General features: G+C 39.3%; 13 protein-coding genes. 4 read left to right on the top strand and 9 right to left on the bottom strand.

The annotated features are described in order from the left end of the window. Positions 1 to 259: 259 nt before the first annotated feature. From DB520_RS07450 to DB520_RS07435, 4 genes are all read right to left on the bottom strand, one after another. Positions 260 to 505: an oligosaccharide flippase family protein gene (locus tag DB520_RS07450; RefSeq protein WP_114749061.1), complete on the bottom strand. Its 246-nt coding sequence runs from the start codon at positions 503 to 505 to the stop codon at positions 260 to 262. Beyond that, on the bottom strand, positions 505 to 1764 hold the full coding sequence (locus tag DB520_RS07445; RefSeq protein ID WP_114749060.1) for a UDP-N-acetylglucosamine 1-carboxyvinyltransferase: 1260 nt from the start codon (positions 1762 to 1764) through the stop codon (positions 505 to 507). The genes DB520_RS07450 and DB520_RS07445 overlap by 1 nt, the downstream gene beginning before the upstream one ends. 78 nt (positions 1765 to 1842) lie before the next feature. Next, entirely contained in the window at positions 1843 to 2535 is a 693-nt protein-coding gene (locus tag DB520_RS07440) for a phosphoadenylyl-sulfate reductase (RefSeq protein WP_114749059.1), read from the bottom strand. Between the two features lie 164 nt (positions 2536 to 2699). Next, positions 2700 to 3857 carry an MFS transporter gene (locus DB520_RS07435; RefSeq protein ID WP_114749416.1) on the bottom strand — a complete coding sequence of 386 codons (1158 nt, stop codon included), beginning with the start codon at positions 3855 to 3857 and terminating at the stop codon, positions 2700 to 2702. A gap of 332 nt (positions 3858 to 4189) precedes the next feature. On the opposite strand from DB520_RS07435, the gene DB520_RS07430 reads away from it, so the two are divergent. The 4 genes from DB520_RS07430 (at position 4190) to DB520_RS07415 (ending at position 9855) form a co-directional block, all read left to right on the top strand. After that, entirely contained in the window at positions 4190 to 4789 is a 600-nt protein-coding gene (locus DB520_RS07430) for a spheroidene monooxygenase (protein WP_232834881.1), read from the top strand. Then, positions 4782 to 5699, top strand: a complete 918-nt coding sequence (locus DB520_RS07425; RefSeq protein WP_114749057.1) for a glutamate--tRNA ligase family protein — start codon at positions 4782 to 4784, stop codon at positions 5697 to 5699. The genes DB520_RS07430 and DB520_RS07425 overlap by 8 nt, the downstream gene beginning before the upstream one ends. Before the next feature lie 172 nt (positions 5700 to 5871). After that, positions 5872 to 8946, top strand: a complete 3075-nt coding sequence (locus DB520_RS07420) for a PVC-type heme-binding CxxCH protein (protein WP_114749056.1) — start codon at positions 5872 to 5874, stop codon at positions 8944 to 8946. A 15-nt stretch (positions 8947 to 8961) separates the two neighbouring features. Beyond that, entirely contained in the window at positions 8962 to 9855 is an 894-nt protein-coding gene (locus DB520_RS07415) for a hydroxypyruvate isomerase family protein (protein ID WP_114749055.1), read from the top strand. Positions 9856 to 9920: 65 nt separating this feature from the next. On the opposite strand, the gene DB520_RS07410 is transcribed toward DB520_RS07415, so the two are convergent. The 5 genes from DB520_RS07410 to DB520_RS07390 form a co-directional block, all read right to left on the bottom strand. Then, positions 9921 to 11084, bottom strand: coding sequence for a glycosyltransferase family 4 protein (locus DB520_RS07410; protein WP_114749054.1), 1164 nt, complete (start codon positions 11082 to 11084; stop codon positions 9921 to 9923). Between the two features lie 97 nt (positions 11085 to 11181). Continuing rightward, positions 11182 to 12231 (bottom strand): NAD-dependent epimerase, encoded by a 1050-nt coding sequence (locus DB520_RS07405; protein ID WP_114749053.1) that lies wholly within the window; start codon positions 12229 to 12231, stop codon positions 11182 to 11184. A gap of 104 nt (positions 12232 to 12335) precedes the next feature. Beyond that, entirely contained in the window at positions 12336 to 13631 is a 1296-nt protein-coding gene (locus tag DB520_RS07400) for a capsule assembly Wzi family protein (protein ID WP_232834880.1), read from the bottom strand. A 365-nt stretch (positions 13632 to 13996) separates the two neighbouring features. Beyond that, positions 13997 to 14746: a glycosyltransferase family 2 protein gene (locus tag DB520_RS07395; protein ID WP_114749051.1), complete on the bottom strand. Its 750-nt coding sequence runs from the start codon at positions 14744 to 14746 to the stop codon at positions 13997 to 13999. Further along, positions 14743 to 16026: a hypothetical protein gene (locus DB520_RS07390; protein ID WP_157971972.1), complete on the bottom strand. Its 1284-nt coding sequence runs from the start codon at positions 16024 to 16026 to the stop codon at positions 14743 to 14745. Before DB520_RS07390 ends, DB520_RS07395 begins: the two co-directional genes overlap by 4 nt. Positions 16027 to 16052 lie beyond the last annotated feature (26 nt).

Genomic DNA, 16052 nt, shown 5'->3' with positions numbered 1-16052 from the left:
CAACATAATTACTAAATGGGATGAGGGAATATCAATCAGCTTTCTAAGCTTGGTGTCCTTATGGGGATTTGCAGACCAATTTAAAGGGCAGTTAACTAGTTGTTTATAATAGATGGTATACATAAAGGTCGTACCAAAAAGCCCTCTGTCAAAATAGGATTGATTTCTATCTTTGCCATCTTCAAAACACTCCAATGATGCAGTTACAATAAGCAATTGGTCAATTTGATCTGTAAATCCTGTTTTTTAGCCCTGCAAATTAAGTATAGAATTCTTTTAAATCCTTCTCTTTCTTTTGAATCAAGGCCGCTCCAATTCCTACATCATTAAGTACATTTATAAAACCTGTAAAAACTACCGCCATCCCTACAAGCCCAAATTCTTCTGGAAACAACAGTCTTGCCAAAACCAGCTTGACCAAAAATCCGAAAGATTTGTTTACTGCAAGTTGAACAATATTCCTAAAAATTCCTGCAAAAACCAGGCTTCTTAGTGAATCACCCATCAAATCAGTGTCAAGCTTGCTCCTAGGTTTTTAAGTTTACCCATAAAATTCTCATACCCTCTTCCTATCTGCCACGCATTTTCGATTTGAGTTTCCCCTTCCGCTGTCAATCCAGCCAGAAGAAGTGCCATACCCGCTCGCAAATCCAGGGCTTTGACGGTAGCCCCTTTTAGCCGATTTCCTCCATGGATAACTAGCAGGTCTCTATCAATTTCATATTGCATCCCCATTTTTAATAATTCTTCGGCATAACCATATCTTCCCGGAAACCTTAGGTCGATTATTTTAGATACTCCTTGACTCATGGCCGCATATACTGCTATCAATGGCTGCATATCTGAATTGATGCCGGGATAAGGGCCTGTACTGATTTCCAAGGGATATGGATTTCCCCCTCTTACAATTACGTTGGAGCCATTGTGATAAATCTTCATGCCACTTTCCTTGAGAAAAATCAAGGGTACGTCTAGGTGCTCTTGTGGAAAATTATGAATCTCTATGTCTCCCCTGGTTATTACAGACCCTATGGCCCAGGTTAGGGCTTCCATATTGTCTGGGATTACGGAATGGGCTACCCCATTGAGTTTCTCAATCCCTTCCACCTCTATGCACTTCTGTCCATACACCGTGATGCCAGCACCCATTTTGGAAAGCATAGTTACTAAATCCATGATCTCAGGCCTAACGTGTGGATTCCAAATCGTAGTTTTACCTTTAGCCAAACTTCCACAGATAATGGCATTTTCGGTAGCCCCGGTCGAGCGAATCGACAGGTGAATGTCTGTACCATGCAACCTTTTACGATCTACCTTTGTGCATAAAAAGCCTTCTTCTTCCCACACCTTAGCTCCGAGTCTTTCCAAAAGCATTACATGAAGCTCGTACTTTCTTTCCCCGAGTTTGCACCCACCCGGAAGGGGAACCCTGCCTTCACCAAACCTTGCGGTTAATGCACCAAGTATCAAAAGGGTGTTGCGAATCGATCGCTTTTCCCATAAAAGTGCCGTGGCAATTTTATTTCCAGATTCTGAAATCTTGATAGTATCCTTGTTTTTACTGCAATTTTTACCCAACACCTCCAACATCTCGGCATGGACGATTACGTCCAGCAAATTGTTTGGAAAGTTAAATAATTCCACTGGTTCGTCAGTCAAAATAGAGGCCGCCATAAGCCTTAGGGCACTGTTTTTGGCACCACTTAATGATACATCCCCCTCCAGCCTACTTGCCTGAATAAGTAATTTGTTTGATTCGTTCATTTGAAAGGCAAAATTAAAAAATTTAGCTTTGAAACTTTAAATAAGTTCAATAATCTACAGATAGAAAATAGGTTTAATTTAAAGGTGCAAACCACATTCCGTTTTTGGGCTATTGTTCCACCTTCCACTTCTATCATCCCCAGGTACTGTACAATGTTTGCACCCGATACTATGGTAACCCTTTGCGATTAATGGGTGAAATGGGTAGTCATGTTCCTTGATATATTTATCCCTGTCTTCCTCACTCACATCCAATAAGGGATAAAACTTCAATATTCCTCCCCTTTCCTCAAAAATGTCTAAGGTAGCTCTATGGTCGCTTTGCCACCACATCAACCCACTAACCCATACAGAAAACCTGCTCTTGATAACCTCTAATGGTTTAACCTTGTTGATGGAGCAGCAAAGCTCTGGATCTGACTTCCATGTTTGATTCTTGGTGGTAAACTCATGATCCTCTTTCCCAGCACCAACGGATTCTACATTTAGACCGTACAATTCAGTCAATTTTTGTTTGTAAGCCAACGTTTCCTCAAAATGGTAGCCGGTGTCAATAAAATATATTTTCTGGTTAGGGTTAATCCCTGAAAAAATACTGAGTAAAAGTGCAGAGGTAGCTGCAAAGGAAGAAGTCAACATCACTTCCTTATCCTCAAAATCCTCGTACAATTGACGGACTCTTTCCTCTACGGAAAGGGTGTGGTATTTCTTATTTAAGGCTTTAATTTCTTCCTGACTAAATATCTTTTTGGAGACTTCAGTAACTTTCATAAAGGGACAATTAGTGGATCGGAAATTCAACAGAATGAACTAAATACCTGTCAAATCGAATATTCAAAGCGTAAATATAAGCAATAAATTCACCAGATAAAGTAAACAACCATATAAATCCTATAAATTTGATAGGTTTTGTGAAAACGAATTTATTCGTAGATCTAACTTTTGATTCCCACGGCAAAAACCTGCTGCCTAATGCTCACCAAAAGCCCTATCAAGCTGCCCATCACCGCGATTAGGAGGAAGGAAATTTTCAAATTAAAAATTTCGGCGATAAACCCAATCAGTGGTGGGCCAACGAGAAACCCGAAAAAAGAAAGGGTAGAGACCATAGCTATGGCAATACTTGGCGGATAATTGCTGGACCGACCAGCAATGCTATAAGAAAGAGGTATCACTGAGGCAGTGCCCAGCCCCACCAGAGAAAAACCAAAAATGGCGCTCCACAAATTCGGAAACAATGTACTTATAATGAGTCCTGCTGATATCATTGCACCGCTTATTTGTAGGACTGCTATCTTACCCAAAGAATTAGAAATTTTATCCGCCAAGAACCTTCCACTTGCCATTGCCCCCATAAAAGCGAAAAAACCTAGAGGAACCATTGTGGGTGCTACTTGGACTACTTTTGAAAAAAAAACACCTGACCAATCAAACATACAGCCTTCGCAGAGCATCCCACAAAATCCCACTAACCCAATTCTGAGCAACAAGGGATCGGGGCGTTTAAAGACCAACTGGTTGGATTGTCCAGAATTCTGGTTTTCAGGACGCAGAAAGGAGGCAGCAATAAATACCACGATAAGTCCAATAGCTGCCACCAATAGGTAATGAAAAAACGGATCCCATCCTAAGTACACCATCAGGGCACCTACACCAGCACCAGTGAAGCCGGCCAGACTCCACAACCCATGAAAAGAATTCATGATACTTCTTCCGTAACCATCCTCAATATCTATTGCTTGGGTATTTAGGGATATATTCATAAGGTTACCCATCAAACCAAAGCCTACCACGAAAAATGCCAATTGAATACTGCTGCCAGCCAACCCCAATAAAATCAGTGCGAGCATATAAAAGGTAATCCCAAGCAGAATAACTACCTTGCTTCCAAATTTATAAACGGCCCAGGCTGCTAAGGGAAGGGCTATCAAGGAGCCCGTTGGAAGTCCTAGAAGTAAGGTGCCCAGTTGTCCTTCCGATAAGTTAAAGCTTTTTTGAAAATCAGGAATCCGGGATGCCCAAGAGGAAAAATATAGACCCGATATGAAAAAAAGACTGCCTACTGCCCACCTTCTCTTTCTTAAAACATGCATATTCCATAAATAAGGCCGCAAGTTAAAGTCAATTTCATGAAACATTACCATGTAACCCCTAAAATAACGTAAACTTAATAGCTCCTGCACAGTTAATAAAGTATAAAAATGCAGAAAATGGAGTTAGTGATAGTAGGTGTAACCGTTTGCTTAGCAATAGGATTAATTCATGTTATAGTGAAAAAGGTTTTCAATTAGGTTCTGTTTTTGCCGTCTTCATGCTAATTTAGTTTATTATTAAAGCATAAAAGATGGAAAAACGTAATCGGTCAATTTGTTCAATCACTTTTTTTGAATATAGAAAAGGTAAAAGGTGGTGGGCATTTAACCAGATGCAGTTAGCGATAAAACCCATCCAGAGTTTAGAAGGAATAGAATTTTTTAAACTGATGGGCACTGGAGGTGGCTTTGGTTTTTCCCTTAGTCCAGACTTCCATACCTATTCCCTTTTTATTGTATGGAAAGACATTCCTTCCGCCAAACAATATACCCAGTCAGAGGCCTATCTCCATTTCAATAAAAATTGCAAAAGTAACTTCACCTATTGGATGGGCTGTGTACAAAGTAAAGGATCTTGGGGAGGAGAAAATCCCCTTCAAGCCAGTTTTGAATATAATGATGGGGAGATCATGGTTCTTACTAGGGCTAGGGTAAGGTGGGCCAAAATCTGGAGATTTCTCAGACATACCCCTGCGGCCAGTAGGTCGCTGCAGAATGCCAGCGGATTAATATTCACCAAGGGTATTGGGGAGATACCTGTATTGGAGCAAGCTACGTTTAGTTTCTGGGAAAGCATGGGACACATGGAAAAATATGCTTACCAAAAAGACCATCTCAATATTGTGAAAAAAGTAAAGAAAGAGGGTTGGTATAGAGAAGAACTTTTTGCTAGGTTTATACCAATTTCCCTCGATAAGCTAGGCGATGGTTAAAAATTTCACCCTAACGCGTTTTGCCCCTACCCCCAGTGGTTTTTTACACCTAGGCAATGTCCTTTCCTTTGCGATCACCGCCGCCATAGCCAAAAAACATGGGGCAAGAATTCTGTTAAGAATCGACGACTTGGACCAAAACAGAACTAAAAAAGAATACATCCAAGATATTTTTGACACCTTAAATTTTTTGGGGTTTTGGTGGGATATTGGGCCAAAAACCATAGGGGACTTTGATCAAGTTTTTTCACAGCACCAAAGAATACCCTATTATAAGGATGCGTTGAGACAATTGATGATAAATAAAAATGTTTTTGCTTGCGAATGTTCCAGAAAAAAAATTACTCGAAGCCATCAAGGACCAGGTTATCCTGGGACATGCATCCGTAAAAAACTGGAATTAGGGCTTCCTGGAACCTCCCTTCGGGTTTTTACCCCAACATCCACACCTATAATTGGTGTTGCTTACCTTTCTGATGAACTGATTGCACCAATGCCAAAGGAAATGAATGGTTTTATAGTGCGAAAGAAGGATCAAATGCCATCCTATCAACTTGCTTCCCTGTTAGATGACATTTGGTTTGGGGTAGATTTGGTCGTAAGGGGTCAAGACCTATACAATTCTACCCTGGCACAACTTTACTTAAGCTCACTGCTTCCACAAACCAAAGCTTTCAAGGACACCGTATTCCTGCATCATCCTCTTCTATTTGATGGGAAGGCCAAAATGGCAAAAAGTAAAGGGGCTACTTCCATCTTATCTATGAGGGACTCCGGAATGAAGCCTGCTGATATTTTTCAACAAATCGGAAATAGCCTTGGAATACCGGGAAAAATGACATCGCTTTCTCATTTGATTGCCGGACTTAGCAAGTACGACTACCAAACCATGTCGAAATTTTCCGTTTAAAATGACAAAGGGTATTGTTTACACCCAATAACATTTTGCTTAACTCACATACCATTTATTGAATTATTTGACCACAAATAAGTGCAAGAATAACCCCCCATTCGAATATTATACTAATTTTACAGTATGGGTCAAACCTTGCGTTAGTTAATTATAAACCTAATATAAAAAAATGAAATCACCTATCGGCTACCCGTGGCTTATTACTTGCTGCCTGTATACCATCGTTCTTTTTTCCTGTGGTTCAGAAAAAGAACAAGACCTTCATCCATTTGAAAAGTTAAGTGAGGAGGAAAAGAGACAACCTGAAAATGCTCTTTTGGGAATCCAAGTAGCAGATGGTTTAGAAGCCTCTTTATTTGCTTCTGAACCTATGATCACCAACCCTACAAACATTGACATTGACCATAAAGGGAGGGTTTGGGTTTGTGAAGCCTATAACTACCGGCCCGAGATCACGGGCAACGACACCAAGCCGGAAGGGGATCGCATTGTCATTCTTGAAGACACCACTGGTGACGGAAAAGCCGATAAAAGCACCGTTTTTTATCAAGATCCAGAACTAAATGCACCTTTGGGGATATGGGTGATGGGAAATCAAGTTATTGTGTCCCAAAGCCCCTACGTCTGGCTACTAACCGATACTGACGGAGACGATGTAGCGGATAAAAAAGAAATTCTTTTTCAGGGAATAGACGGTGAACAGCATGACCACGGCATGCATGCCTTTGTCTTCGGCCCCGATGGTAAGTTTTATTTTAACTTTGGAAACTCAGGGGGGCAAATCAAGGACAAGGATGGTAATCTTATCGTGGATAAATTTGGGAAAACGGTAAACACCGAAAATTACAAGGAGGGGTTGGTATTCAGGTGCAACCCGGATTTGACTGAATTTGAAGTCTTGGGCCAAAATTTCCGAAACAACTATGAGGTTGCTGTGGATTCCTATGGTACCATGTGGCAGTCTGATAATGACGATGATGGCAATAAGGGGGTCAGGATCAATTATGTAATGGAGTTTGGCAATTATGGCTACAAGGATGAGATGACAGGTGCTGGCTGGAGGGCAAATAGAACCAACAAGGAGAAGGAGATCCCTTTACAACACTGGCACCTAAATGATCCGGGGGTAGTCCCAAACTTACTCCAAACCGGAGCAGGGTCACCTACAGGGATGGTAGTCTATGAAGGAAGACTTCTGCCTGAAATATTCTGGGACCAAATGATACATTCAGATGCCGGCCCCAATGTAGTCAGGGCTTATCCGGTGAAAAATGATGGTGCTGGCTATAAAGCAGAAATCGTAAACATCATGGTTGGGGACCATGACCAATGGTTTAGACCCTCTGACGTATGCGTAGCCCCTGATGGCTCTTTGATGGTAGCGGATTGGTATGACCCTGGTGTGGGAGGCCATCAAGTAGGTGACTTGTATAGAGGAAGGATTTTTAGAGTAGCAATCCCCGATTCTCCATATCGCGTTCCGGCCTTTGAGATGAATACCGTGGAGGGCGCTGTGGAGGCATTACAGAACCCCAACTTATCCGTAAGGCACCAAGCTTGGAAAGCACTGATGGAATTCGGTGAAACAGCCGAGTCCTCCTTGAATAACATATATACCTCCCACGAAAATCCAAGAATGAAAGCAAGGGCATTCTGGGTGTTGGCCAAAATGGAAAATTTGGGGGAGGAATATATTCGAAAAACAACTTCACACCAAGATCCGAATTTGAGAATTGCAGCCATACGTGCCGCTCGTCAAGCAGATATGGACCTGACCCAAATGCTAAAGGAACTTTCGAAAGATAGTGACCCTCAGGTTAGAAGGGAAGTGGCTATCGCCTTAAAGAACAACTCTTCCCAAGAAGCAGCTGAAATTTGGGCCACCCTTGCCAACCAGCATGATGGGGAGGACAGGTGGTACCTGGAGGCGTTAGGCATAGGGGCAGATGGCCAATGGGATAAGTTCTATACTGCCTGGAAATCCTTGGATGATGCTAGCAACCAAAAAGGCCATGACGACATCGTGTGGAGGTCAAGGACTGGGTTGGCCATCCCTACCTTAGCTGCTTTGGCCTCAAATGATGAGAATTCATTAGATAATAGATTGAGGTACTTCCGGGCTTTTGATTTCAACCCCGATAAGGCAAAAAAATCCCGGGCCCTGATCAAAATGTTAGAAGATAGGCAGATAAATACCGAAAAAGGGCAGGATCAAACCAGAATCAATAAATTGGTTTTGAATCACTTAGATCCAGGATATTTAAAACAATCTAATGTGGCACAGACCACTCTGAAAACTACCCTGGAAGAAACTTATGGAACGGAGGAATACCTGGAACTGGTAAGCAGGTTTGAAGTAACTTCAGAAAACGAAAACTTACTTGATTTAGCCATTAAGGAGTTTGACAATAATCTAGGTAAAACCGCAGCTGGTTTATTACTGCAACAAGGGGGGTCTGAAAAAGTTAGGTCTTACCTTAAGGAAGAAGAGGAAAGAAATGCGGCGAACCTTTTATTGGCAATGAGGGGAGTAGGAAACAAGGCTTCATTGGATATTTTGGAAACTACAGCGTTGGATTCTTCAGCTCCTCTTAACCTTAGAAGGGAAGCGGCAAAAGCCATTGGCGGCAGCTACGGTGGGGAGGATAGGGTACTCAGTTTGCTGAAAGAAGGTAAGTTTCCAGAAAACCTGAAAGCCTCTGCTGTGGATGGAGTTAGCAAAGCATGGAGAAAAAGTGTAAGAATAGAAGCCGCATCCTATCTGGATAGTGGTCAAGCAAGTAGCGAAGAGTTACCTCCCATGAATGAACTTTTGACTATGAAAGGGGATAAAGAAAATGGCCTTAGGATATTTAAAGAGAACTGTGCGTTATGTCATCAAGTAGGAAGTATAGGAATGGACTTTGGCCCTAACCTTACCGAGATAGGAAGTAAACTTTCTAGAGAGGCTCAATTCATTTCCATAATCCACCCAGACGCTGGAATAAATTTCGGTTTTGAAGGTTATTTAATTACCTTAAACGACGGAAGCGTTATAGGGGGAATTATTGCCAGTCAAACAGAAACAGACCTGGACCTAAAGCTCCCAGGGGGAAACAGCATGTCCCTTAAAACCAGCGATATTTCCTCAATGGAGCAAATGGAAAATTCCATGATGCCATCAGGACTTGAGAAGGCCATGACTACACAGGAGCTTGTGGACCTAGTAGAGTACCTAATGAGCCTAAAGAAACAATCATCATAAACCAATACAGAATACATGAAGAAGCAATCTAGCAACGGAAGAAGATCAGCCATGAAGAAAGTGGGGGCCACTACAGCTTTGGGTTTTTTAGCCCCCTCACTTTTTAATAGGATAAATGCAGCGGAAGAGCAACTGCCTAATGAGCTAAAGGGAAATATTAACCATTCGGTATGTCGGTGGTGTTATAATGAGATTGAATTTGAGGACTTATGCGTAGCAGCCAAAGAAATTGGTTTGAAATCCATTGAACTCACCGGACCAGAAGAATGGCCCATATTGAAAAAGCATGGACTAGATTGTGCATTACCTTGGGGTGCCGGTAAAGGGATTGAAAACGGTTGGAATAACCCGGAACTACATGATGAACTTGTAAAAAGTTATGAAGAAGTAATCCCGAAGGTAGCAGATGCAGGATATAAACAAATCATCTGTTTTTCCGGAAACAGAAGGGGCCTGGATGACGAACAGGGTATCGTAAACTGTGTAGAAGGGCTAAAAAGAGTAATGGATACTGCGGAAAAGCATGATGTGATTATGTGCTTGGAGCTTCTCAACAGCAAGGTCAATCACAAGGATTACCAAGCAGACCACACTGCCTGGGGAGCCGAAGTTTGCAAAGGGGTAGGTTCCGAGAAGATGAAGCTCCTTTATGATATTTATCATATGCAAATCATGGAGGGTGACGTCATTGCAACCATACGGGAGTTCCATCCCTATATTTCACACTATCATACTGGAGGTGTACCCGGAAGGAACGAAATCGATGAAACCCAAGAGTTATATTATCCTGCCATTATGAGAGCAATTGTAGAAACCGGATATAAGGGATATGTGGGACAAGAATTTATTCCTAAAAGAGACGACAAATTAGCTTCTTTGAAACAAGGGGTGGAAATTTGCGATGTTTAATAAAAGTTTAAATCAAAAAAAAGGCCGACTTTAAGAAGTCGGCCTTTTTTTATATAGAAACTGTATCAGTTCATATTTATCTTATTATTATCAAATATCTTATCAGAAATAACTGGCTTTTTTCTGGGGATAATTTTTGCTTTAAATACCTGCTTCTCGGAAATAGCAGGGGAATTCATGCAATTGTTCTTTATATGGATTAAAGTTTGCTGATCCATCCATAACCCAAGACTTACGGCAGCTATCACCATAATAGGTAACACTACATGATCACTTGCTCCAAAAGCACCAAATGCAAACGCAATAAACAAGCACTTAACCCCACCTAATATCAAAGCTACTTGGTCGTGCCTTAGCCCCATTCGAATTAAAAAGTGATGTACGTGTCCTTTGTCTGGTTTAAAAGGGGATTTACCTTTCAAGGCTCTCCTAATAAATATCCGCAATGTATCATAGATAGGGATAATCATCAAAGCCGCTCCAGCAGCTATGGGGGCACTGGTTTTTGCACCTTCCCAAGGAGCCATAGTGCCATTTTTGTCAACGAACAAAATCACCAGTACGGTTAAGGCAAATCCCAAGCTCAAGGATCCAGTATCCCCCATGAAAATTTTGGCGGGATGCCAATTATAAACCAAAAATGCAATGATCCCTCCAATGATAGTAAAAGAAATTAAACTATAAGCAATGAGATTGGCCTCGTAAAACCACCAACCAAGGAAGGACAGGGTAATTACGGCAAGGGTACCAGCGAGTCCGTCCGAGCCATCAATCAAGTTAAAGGAATTAGTAAGTACTACCAAAACAAAAAAGCTTATAATCACACTTACAAAATAGGGTAATTCATAAATACCCATGAAACCATAAAAACCAGAAACCCTAATATCCGCCATAATAATCACAAAAAATGCTGGGATACACTGTCCTATTAGTTTCTGAACGGCACTTAATTCAATCAAATCATCCCTAAGACCAACAGAAAACATAATGGCCAAGGCAACTAGAAAGTAGCGGGTTTCCAAAATCTGTTCGAAGGAAAGCCATGCCAAAAGTCCAAAAAAACTTGAAAGCATGATAGCAACCCCACCCATGGAGGGGATATAACCAACATGAATTTTTCGCCCCCCAGGCACTTCAGTCATGTTGATTTTTTTTAGCACCATGACCACTACTGGAGTGATTAAAAATCCTAAGAAGAAGGAAGTAAGTAAAGAAAGAAAAATATTCATGTTAGAAAGCTTTTGGCAAAATTAATCAATTATGGGCAATTATTTACAGATTTGGAAAATTTTATGGAGATAACATGCAAACCTGCCATTTTTTATGTTAACGGTAATAATCGTTGTACCATTCGATAAATTTTTTGACCCCAGTTTTTACCGGTGTGCTAGGTCTATACCCCAATTCATTTTCCAGGGGTGTGGTATCCGCATGAGTTGCCGGAACATCTCCAGGCTGGATTTCCATAAGGTTTTTCAGAGCCTCTTTACCCAAAGCTTCTTCTATAGCTACAATAAAATCCATCAATTCTACTGGAGATGAATTCCCTATATTGAACACCTTATATGGAGCCCTAGACAGGCTTGGATCCATTACTGAATTGTCCAAATCTGGCGTTGGGGTAGGAGGATGGTCCAACACCCGGACAACTCCTTCTACGATATCGTCTATGTAAGTAAAATCCCTTTTCATCTTACCGTAATTAAATACATCAATAGGCTTGTTTTCCTTAATTGCTTTTGTAAATAAAAACAAAGCCATATCTGGTCTTCCCCATGGACCATATACGGTAAAAAACCGCAATCCAGTTGTGGGTAACCCAAAAAGATGACTGTAGGTATGAGCCATCAATTCATTGGATTTCTTTGAGGCCGCGTACAAGGAAACAGGGTGATCCACTGAATCACTTGTGGAGAAAGGCATTTTTACGTTTGATCCATATACCGAACTAGAAGATGCATAGGCCAAATGTTTAATCTCATATTTCCTACATGCTTCAAGAACATTGATAAAGCCAACAATGTTTGCTTGTATGTAGGCATCTGGGTTGGTCAATGAATACCTTACCCCAGCCTGAGCGGCTAAATTTACAACCTTGTCAAATCGTTCCCTTTCAAACAAGTCCGTTAAGGACTTCTTGTCTTCCAAGTTTAATTGTACAAATTGATATTTGGGGAATTTTTGGCTCTGAATAACCTTCCCCTTTTGTATTTGGGTTTTGGGTATGCCAGTCTTTTCTAAACGAGCCAGTTTTAGATTAACGTCATAATAATCATTGAGGCTATCTATGCCAATTACTTCGTCTCCTCTATTCAACAACCTCTCAGCAAGGTGCATGCCAATAAATCCGGCTGTACCAGTTATCAATACTTTCATTTAGTAAAAGAAATTTAAATTTTAGGTAAAAGAAAAGATGTGTTTCGGTTTAAAAATTTTCGTTTAATCAATTTTCTTAAGTTTCGAATATTCAAATTTAGGTATTATTTGCGCAATTGATCCAGATTCATTAAATATATTAGTTTCATTTGACCAAAAACGGAAAATTTATGCACCCCGACTGGAAAATTGGGCTCAGATTCAGGCTTTAATTGCCATTGATAATTATTTGCATGAATAAATTGAAGACGGGAATCAACCAGAAACCTTTCCCATTGGTGGCTAAACAGCAGCCCTAAACTTAAGTCCACCCAGGGTTTGTGCTCCCTCTGTTGACCAAATGCGCGAAAATAGAAGTCTTGGTGGTTGGCCAATCTTTCCATCAAAATACCCAGTTTGTTGAATTTGTCCACGAAGGCGACTTCTAAAGTTTGAACATTAGAGCCTACTCCGGATCCTACCCCTAAAGCCTGACCATGATTCACGAAACCTCGGGCATTCCAATGAGTATGCCAAGTAATGTTACCGCCCAATCCAGGATAACGTATATACCGATTTACAGATTCTTGCTGATGTGTAATTTCGCCCCGGAATTGTAACTTTGGCCTCATGCCAGTTAAATCCACCAAGTGAGTAAAACCCAAAAGATAGGCTCTTGCATGCTCGGGATTCAATAAAAACTCCCTCCAATTCAAAGAATGATCTCTTCTTCCAAATTCAAAATAAAATTCAGATTGGGCATTTGGCACAACGTATCGCATAAAAACAGAGGCAATTTGATCCCTCCCTTCACCGTCACGTTCAAATCCAAAGGAATCTTTTTGAAATGGGTCGAAAATAGGGAAATACTCCCTAATGTGGCCACTCATATCGTTATTATACTGATGGTATGCCCTTGACAATCCCAAAAACATACCCGATATCCATTTGGGATTATAGGTAATTGTAAACCCGTTGAGGTATCTCCAATCTCCATTGAAATTTCGGAAATAGTCATTGTTTAATTGATCACTCTGAGTAGGTTGGCGAAGGGAATTTTCTAACCTACCAACGAGTACTTGGCCTTCGAAGTTACCCAGAAATGTGGAGACGGGTTTAACCGTATTCAATGAAAGATGTGGAAACCCCTTGGCATTATTACTAAACACCAAAGAATTAAATTGACCTGGCCCCCACCAAATATTTTGGGTAGAAACACCCAGTTCAAAGGATTTATGAGTAAGTGAAACTTTGGATTGACCATACCAAAAGGCAAGATGAGGTTGATCATGAAAAATTTCGGGGAAATCACCTGTATTCCAATACCTGAATCTGGCCACATTAACTCCCCTTTCAAAATAATCCGGGTAACCTGAAAAAGATCGGTTTTCAGAAAAATTAAATTCTGGTTGTAAGGACACATTAATAAACTTATATCGAAACCCAATGCCTCCAGAAAAGTAATTTTGAAAACCAACATTAGGATGACTAATTCCATAACCCCATCCATATGGACGACCCTGGTTAAATTGATTATTTGAAACTATAGGATACACATCAAAAAAATCTGAAGTGGGGTGGTTAGTCATTAATGAATCAGAATTAACTATAAAATCAAAGGTGTTTTCAAAAAAAATTGGCCTCAACGCAAAAGAGTGGTTTTTATCAAATTTCCCAATTATTTGGTTTCTTCTATTTACTTCATATAAACTTGACAAATGCAGACTTTGACCGAAAGATTCAACAAATGAGGATACAATAAAAATAAATAAGAAATAGAACTTCATTATTTACTAAAGTAGGTTTTTGTGAAACCCAAGAAAGAATAATAACAAAAGTAATAAACGGAACGAAAAAAACCGAGATTTTCCACTTCTCTATAAACTTTCCACTGGTATTTTGCGGCTTTAAATTTATTATTGCTTATGGAATTTTTCCGAACCCTATACTTAGCAAGGACCTCTGGAAAACTATAGGCAAAGGGAATCATCCTAAGAATTTTAAGCCAAAGTGCAAAGTCTTGACGTTTTGAAATATTAGGCATATAAACCTTACCAAGCATTTTGACGGAATAAACAGCAGTTAAACACCCAATATGACAAGATTTTAAAAGTTGATCATAATTGACTTTTGAAGGCACATAAATAGTATTTATATAATCCCCATTTTCCGTAATCCGTATATAGGGACTAAATGAAAAAGCGATGTTGTTTTTTAGCATAAAAGAAATCTGCATGGCCAACTTTTCTGGCATCCAAACATCATCACTATCCAAAAAGGCAATGAAATCCCCACTGGCGTGTTTAATTGCATTATTTCTTGAAACAGCTGGTCCAAAATTAACTTCATTTTGAATTAGTTTGATTCTTTGATCTAGTGCAACATATTTTTTGAGAATTTCTATGGTGCCATCATCAGAACCATCATCACAAATAATTAGCTCCCAATCTTTATAAGTTTGGCAAATAACTGAATCTACTGTTTCCCTAATGAAGGTGGAAGAGTTAAAGCTAGGTGTTATAATAGAAACTTTCATTTCTGTAGGTGTGTACTAAACAATGAAATGAAATACATTGAAAATATAAAACTGTGATTGATAATACTGTCAGTATTTAAAATAGAAATAATTGAAAAAGAAAAGAACAAAGAAAGAAATCCAAAATACTGATCGTTAATTTTTTTTACTTTGATAATTTTAACAAAAAGGTAAAATAAAAAAACCAAAAATAAAAGAAACACTACTACACCTAACTCAGCATAGAATTTTGAATAAAGAGATTTCGGAGTCGTATAAATTTGGCCTTTAACCGCTCTATTTACAGTTTCAAAATTAGTAGCATACTTATAGTTTTTCAATATTTTTTCGGAATATATATACCTGTACCCATCCAATCCCAATCCAAGAAAGTAGCTATCTGGTCCACTTTGAAAACCAATTACAGGGTTCATTATCCGTTGGAACATAGAACCATCACTTTCCAAAATCAAAAATAAGGCTTCAGGATTTTTTAAAATTACGGTAATTTTCCCAAGCCTTTGTACAGTATAATTATCCGACTTAGTATTTACCACCCAGTTAATAGTCAGAAAAATAAAAATCATCCCTAAAACTGAAAGAGCAAAGGTCTTAAAGCTCAACTTAAAAATTACAAGGTAAACACCAATAGAGATTAAAAAAACCAAATATCCATAGGAAGAACCTGACAACAATAAGTAAATTCCTGTTAAAACTAAAATAATTGTTTTTAAAGGGCCTTTATAAAAATAATAAGTGAAAATACCAAAAAGAGACAAGTACCTTACCATCCAGGATGGCTCCCCTGAAACCCCCTGTAATCTATTTGCAGTCCTATAACTAAAAATAAAGGTTATGAAATTCGAGATACTCCGAGGTATAAGACGAAAAATCTCAAGTATTTGGAAAAAGCCTACAAAAAAAATCAGTAATAGGCTAAATACTATAACAATAGATAAATTTTTTAAGAACTCCTCTCTATTATATTCAAGCCCAAATTGTATGCAATTGAATGAGACTATACTGACAATAATAAAAATTGTTAAAGTAATAAAACTTTTGATAAGATGGCTATACTGGTCAAGAATAAAAAAGGAAGAAAATAAGGAATGTAGCACAATAAATAGGCATAACACAACTACTATAATGTCATGGAAATTAATTTTTCCTTCCATTAAATAAAGGAAAAATGCACCCATAAAAAAAAAGAAGGAAATTGGACGATATTCGTTATCTGTAGGAAAAAGTGGGAAACTGTCGATTGGTAGGCAAAAAATACCCATGTAAAAAAACAGCAACATAAGTTGCTTGATAGAATACTCCTTTT

The sequence above is a fragment of the Pleomorphovibrio marinus genome, assembly GCF_003347495.1.
Classification (GTDB): Bacteria; Bacteroidota; Bacteroidia; order Cytophagales; family Cyclobacteriaceae; genus Pleomorphovibrio; species Pleomorphovibrio marinus.
This window is presented reverse-complemented; position numbering and strand designations above follow the sequence as displayed.

Coding starts and splice junctions, on each gene's coding strand:
- DB520_RS07450 (WP_114749061.1), bottom strand. CDS start 505: ATGGGTGATTCACTAAGAAGCCTGGTTTTTGCAGGAATTTTTAGGAAT.
- DB520_RS07445 (WP_114749060.1), bottom strand. CDS start 1,764: ATGAACGAATCAAACAAATTACTTATTCAGGCAAGTAGGCTGGAGGGG.
- DB520_RS07440 (WP_114749059.1), bottom strand. CDS start 2,535: ATGAAAGTTACTGAAGTCTCCAAAAAGATATTTAGTCAGGAAGAAATT.
- DB520_RS07435 (WP_114749416.1), bottom strand. CDS start 3,857: ATGCATGTTTTAAGAAAGAGAAGGTGGGCAGTAGGCAGTCTTTTTTTC.
- DB520_RS07430 (WP_232834881.1), top strand. CDS start 4,190: ATGCAGTTAGCGATAAAACCCATCCAGAGTTTAGAAGGAATAGAATTT.
- DB520_RS07425 (WP_114749057.1), top strand. CDS start 4,782: ATGGTTAAAAATTTCACCCTAACGCGTTTTGCCCCTACCCCCAGTGGT.
- DB520_RS07420 (WP_114749056.1), top strand. CDS start 5,872: ATGAAATCACCTATCGGCTACCCGTGGCTTATTACTTGCTGCCTGTAT.
- DB520_RS07415 (WP_114749055.1), top strand. CDS start 8,962: ATGAAGAAGCAATCTAGCAACGGAAGAAGATCAGCCATGAAGAAAGTG.
- DB520_RS07410 (WP_114749054.1), bottom strand. CDS start 11,084: ATGAATATTTTTCTTTCTTTACTTACTTCCTTCTTCTTAGGATTTTTA.
- DB520_RS07405 (WP_114749053.1), bottom strand. CDS start 12,231: ATGAAAGTATTGATAACTGGTACAGCCGGATTTATTGGCATGCACCTT.
- DB520_RS07395 (WP_114749051.1), bottom strand. CDS start 14,746: ATGAAAGTTTCTATTATAACACCTAGCTTTAACTCTTCCACCTTCATT.
- DB520_RS07390 (WP_157971972.1), bottom strand. CDS start 16,026: ATGTTGCTGTTTTTTTACATGGGTATTTTTTGCCTACCAATCGACAGT.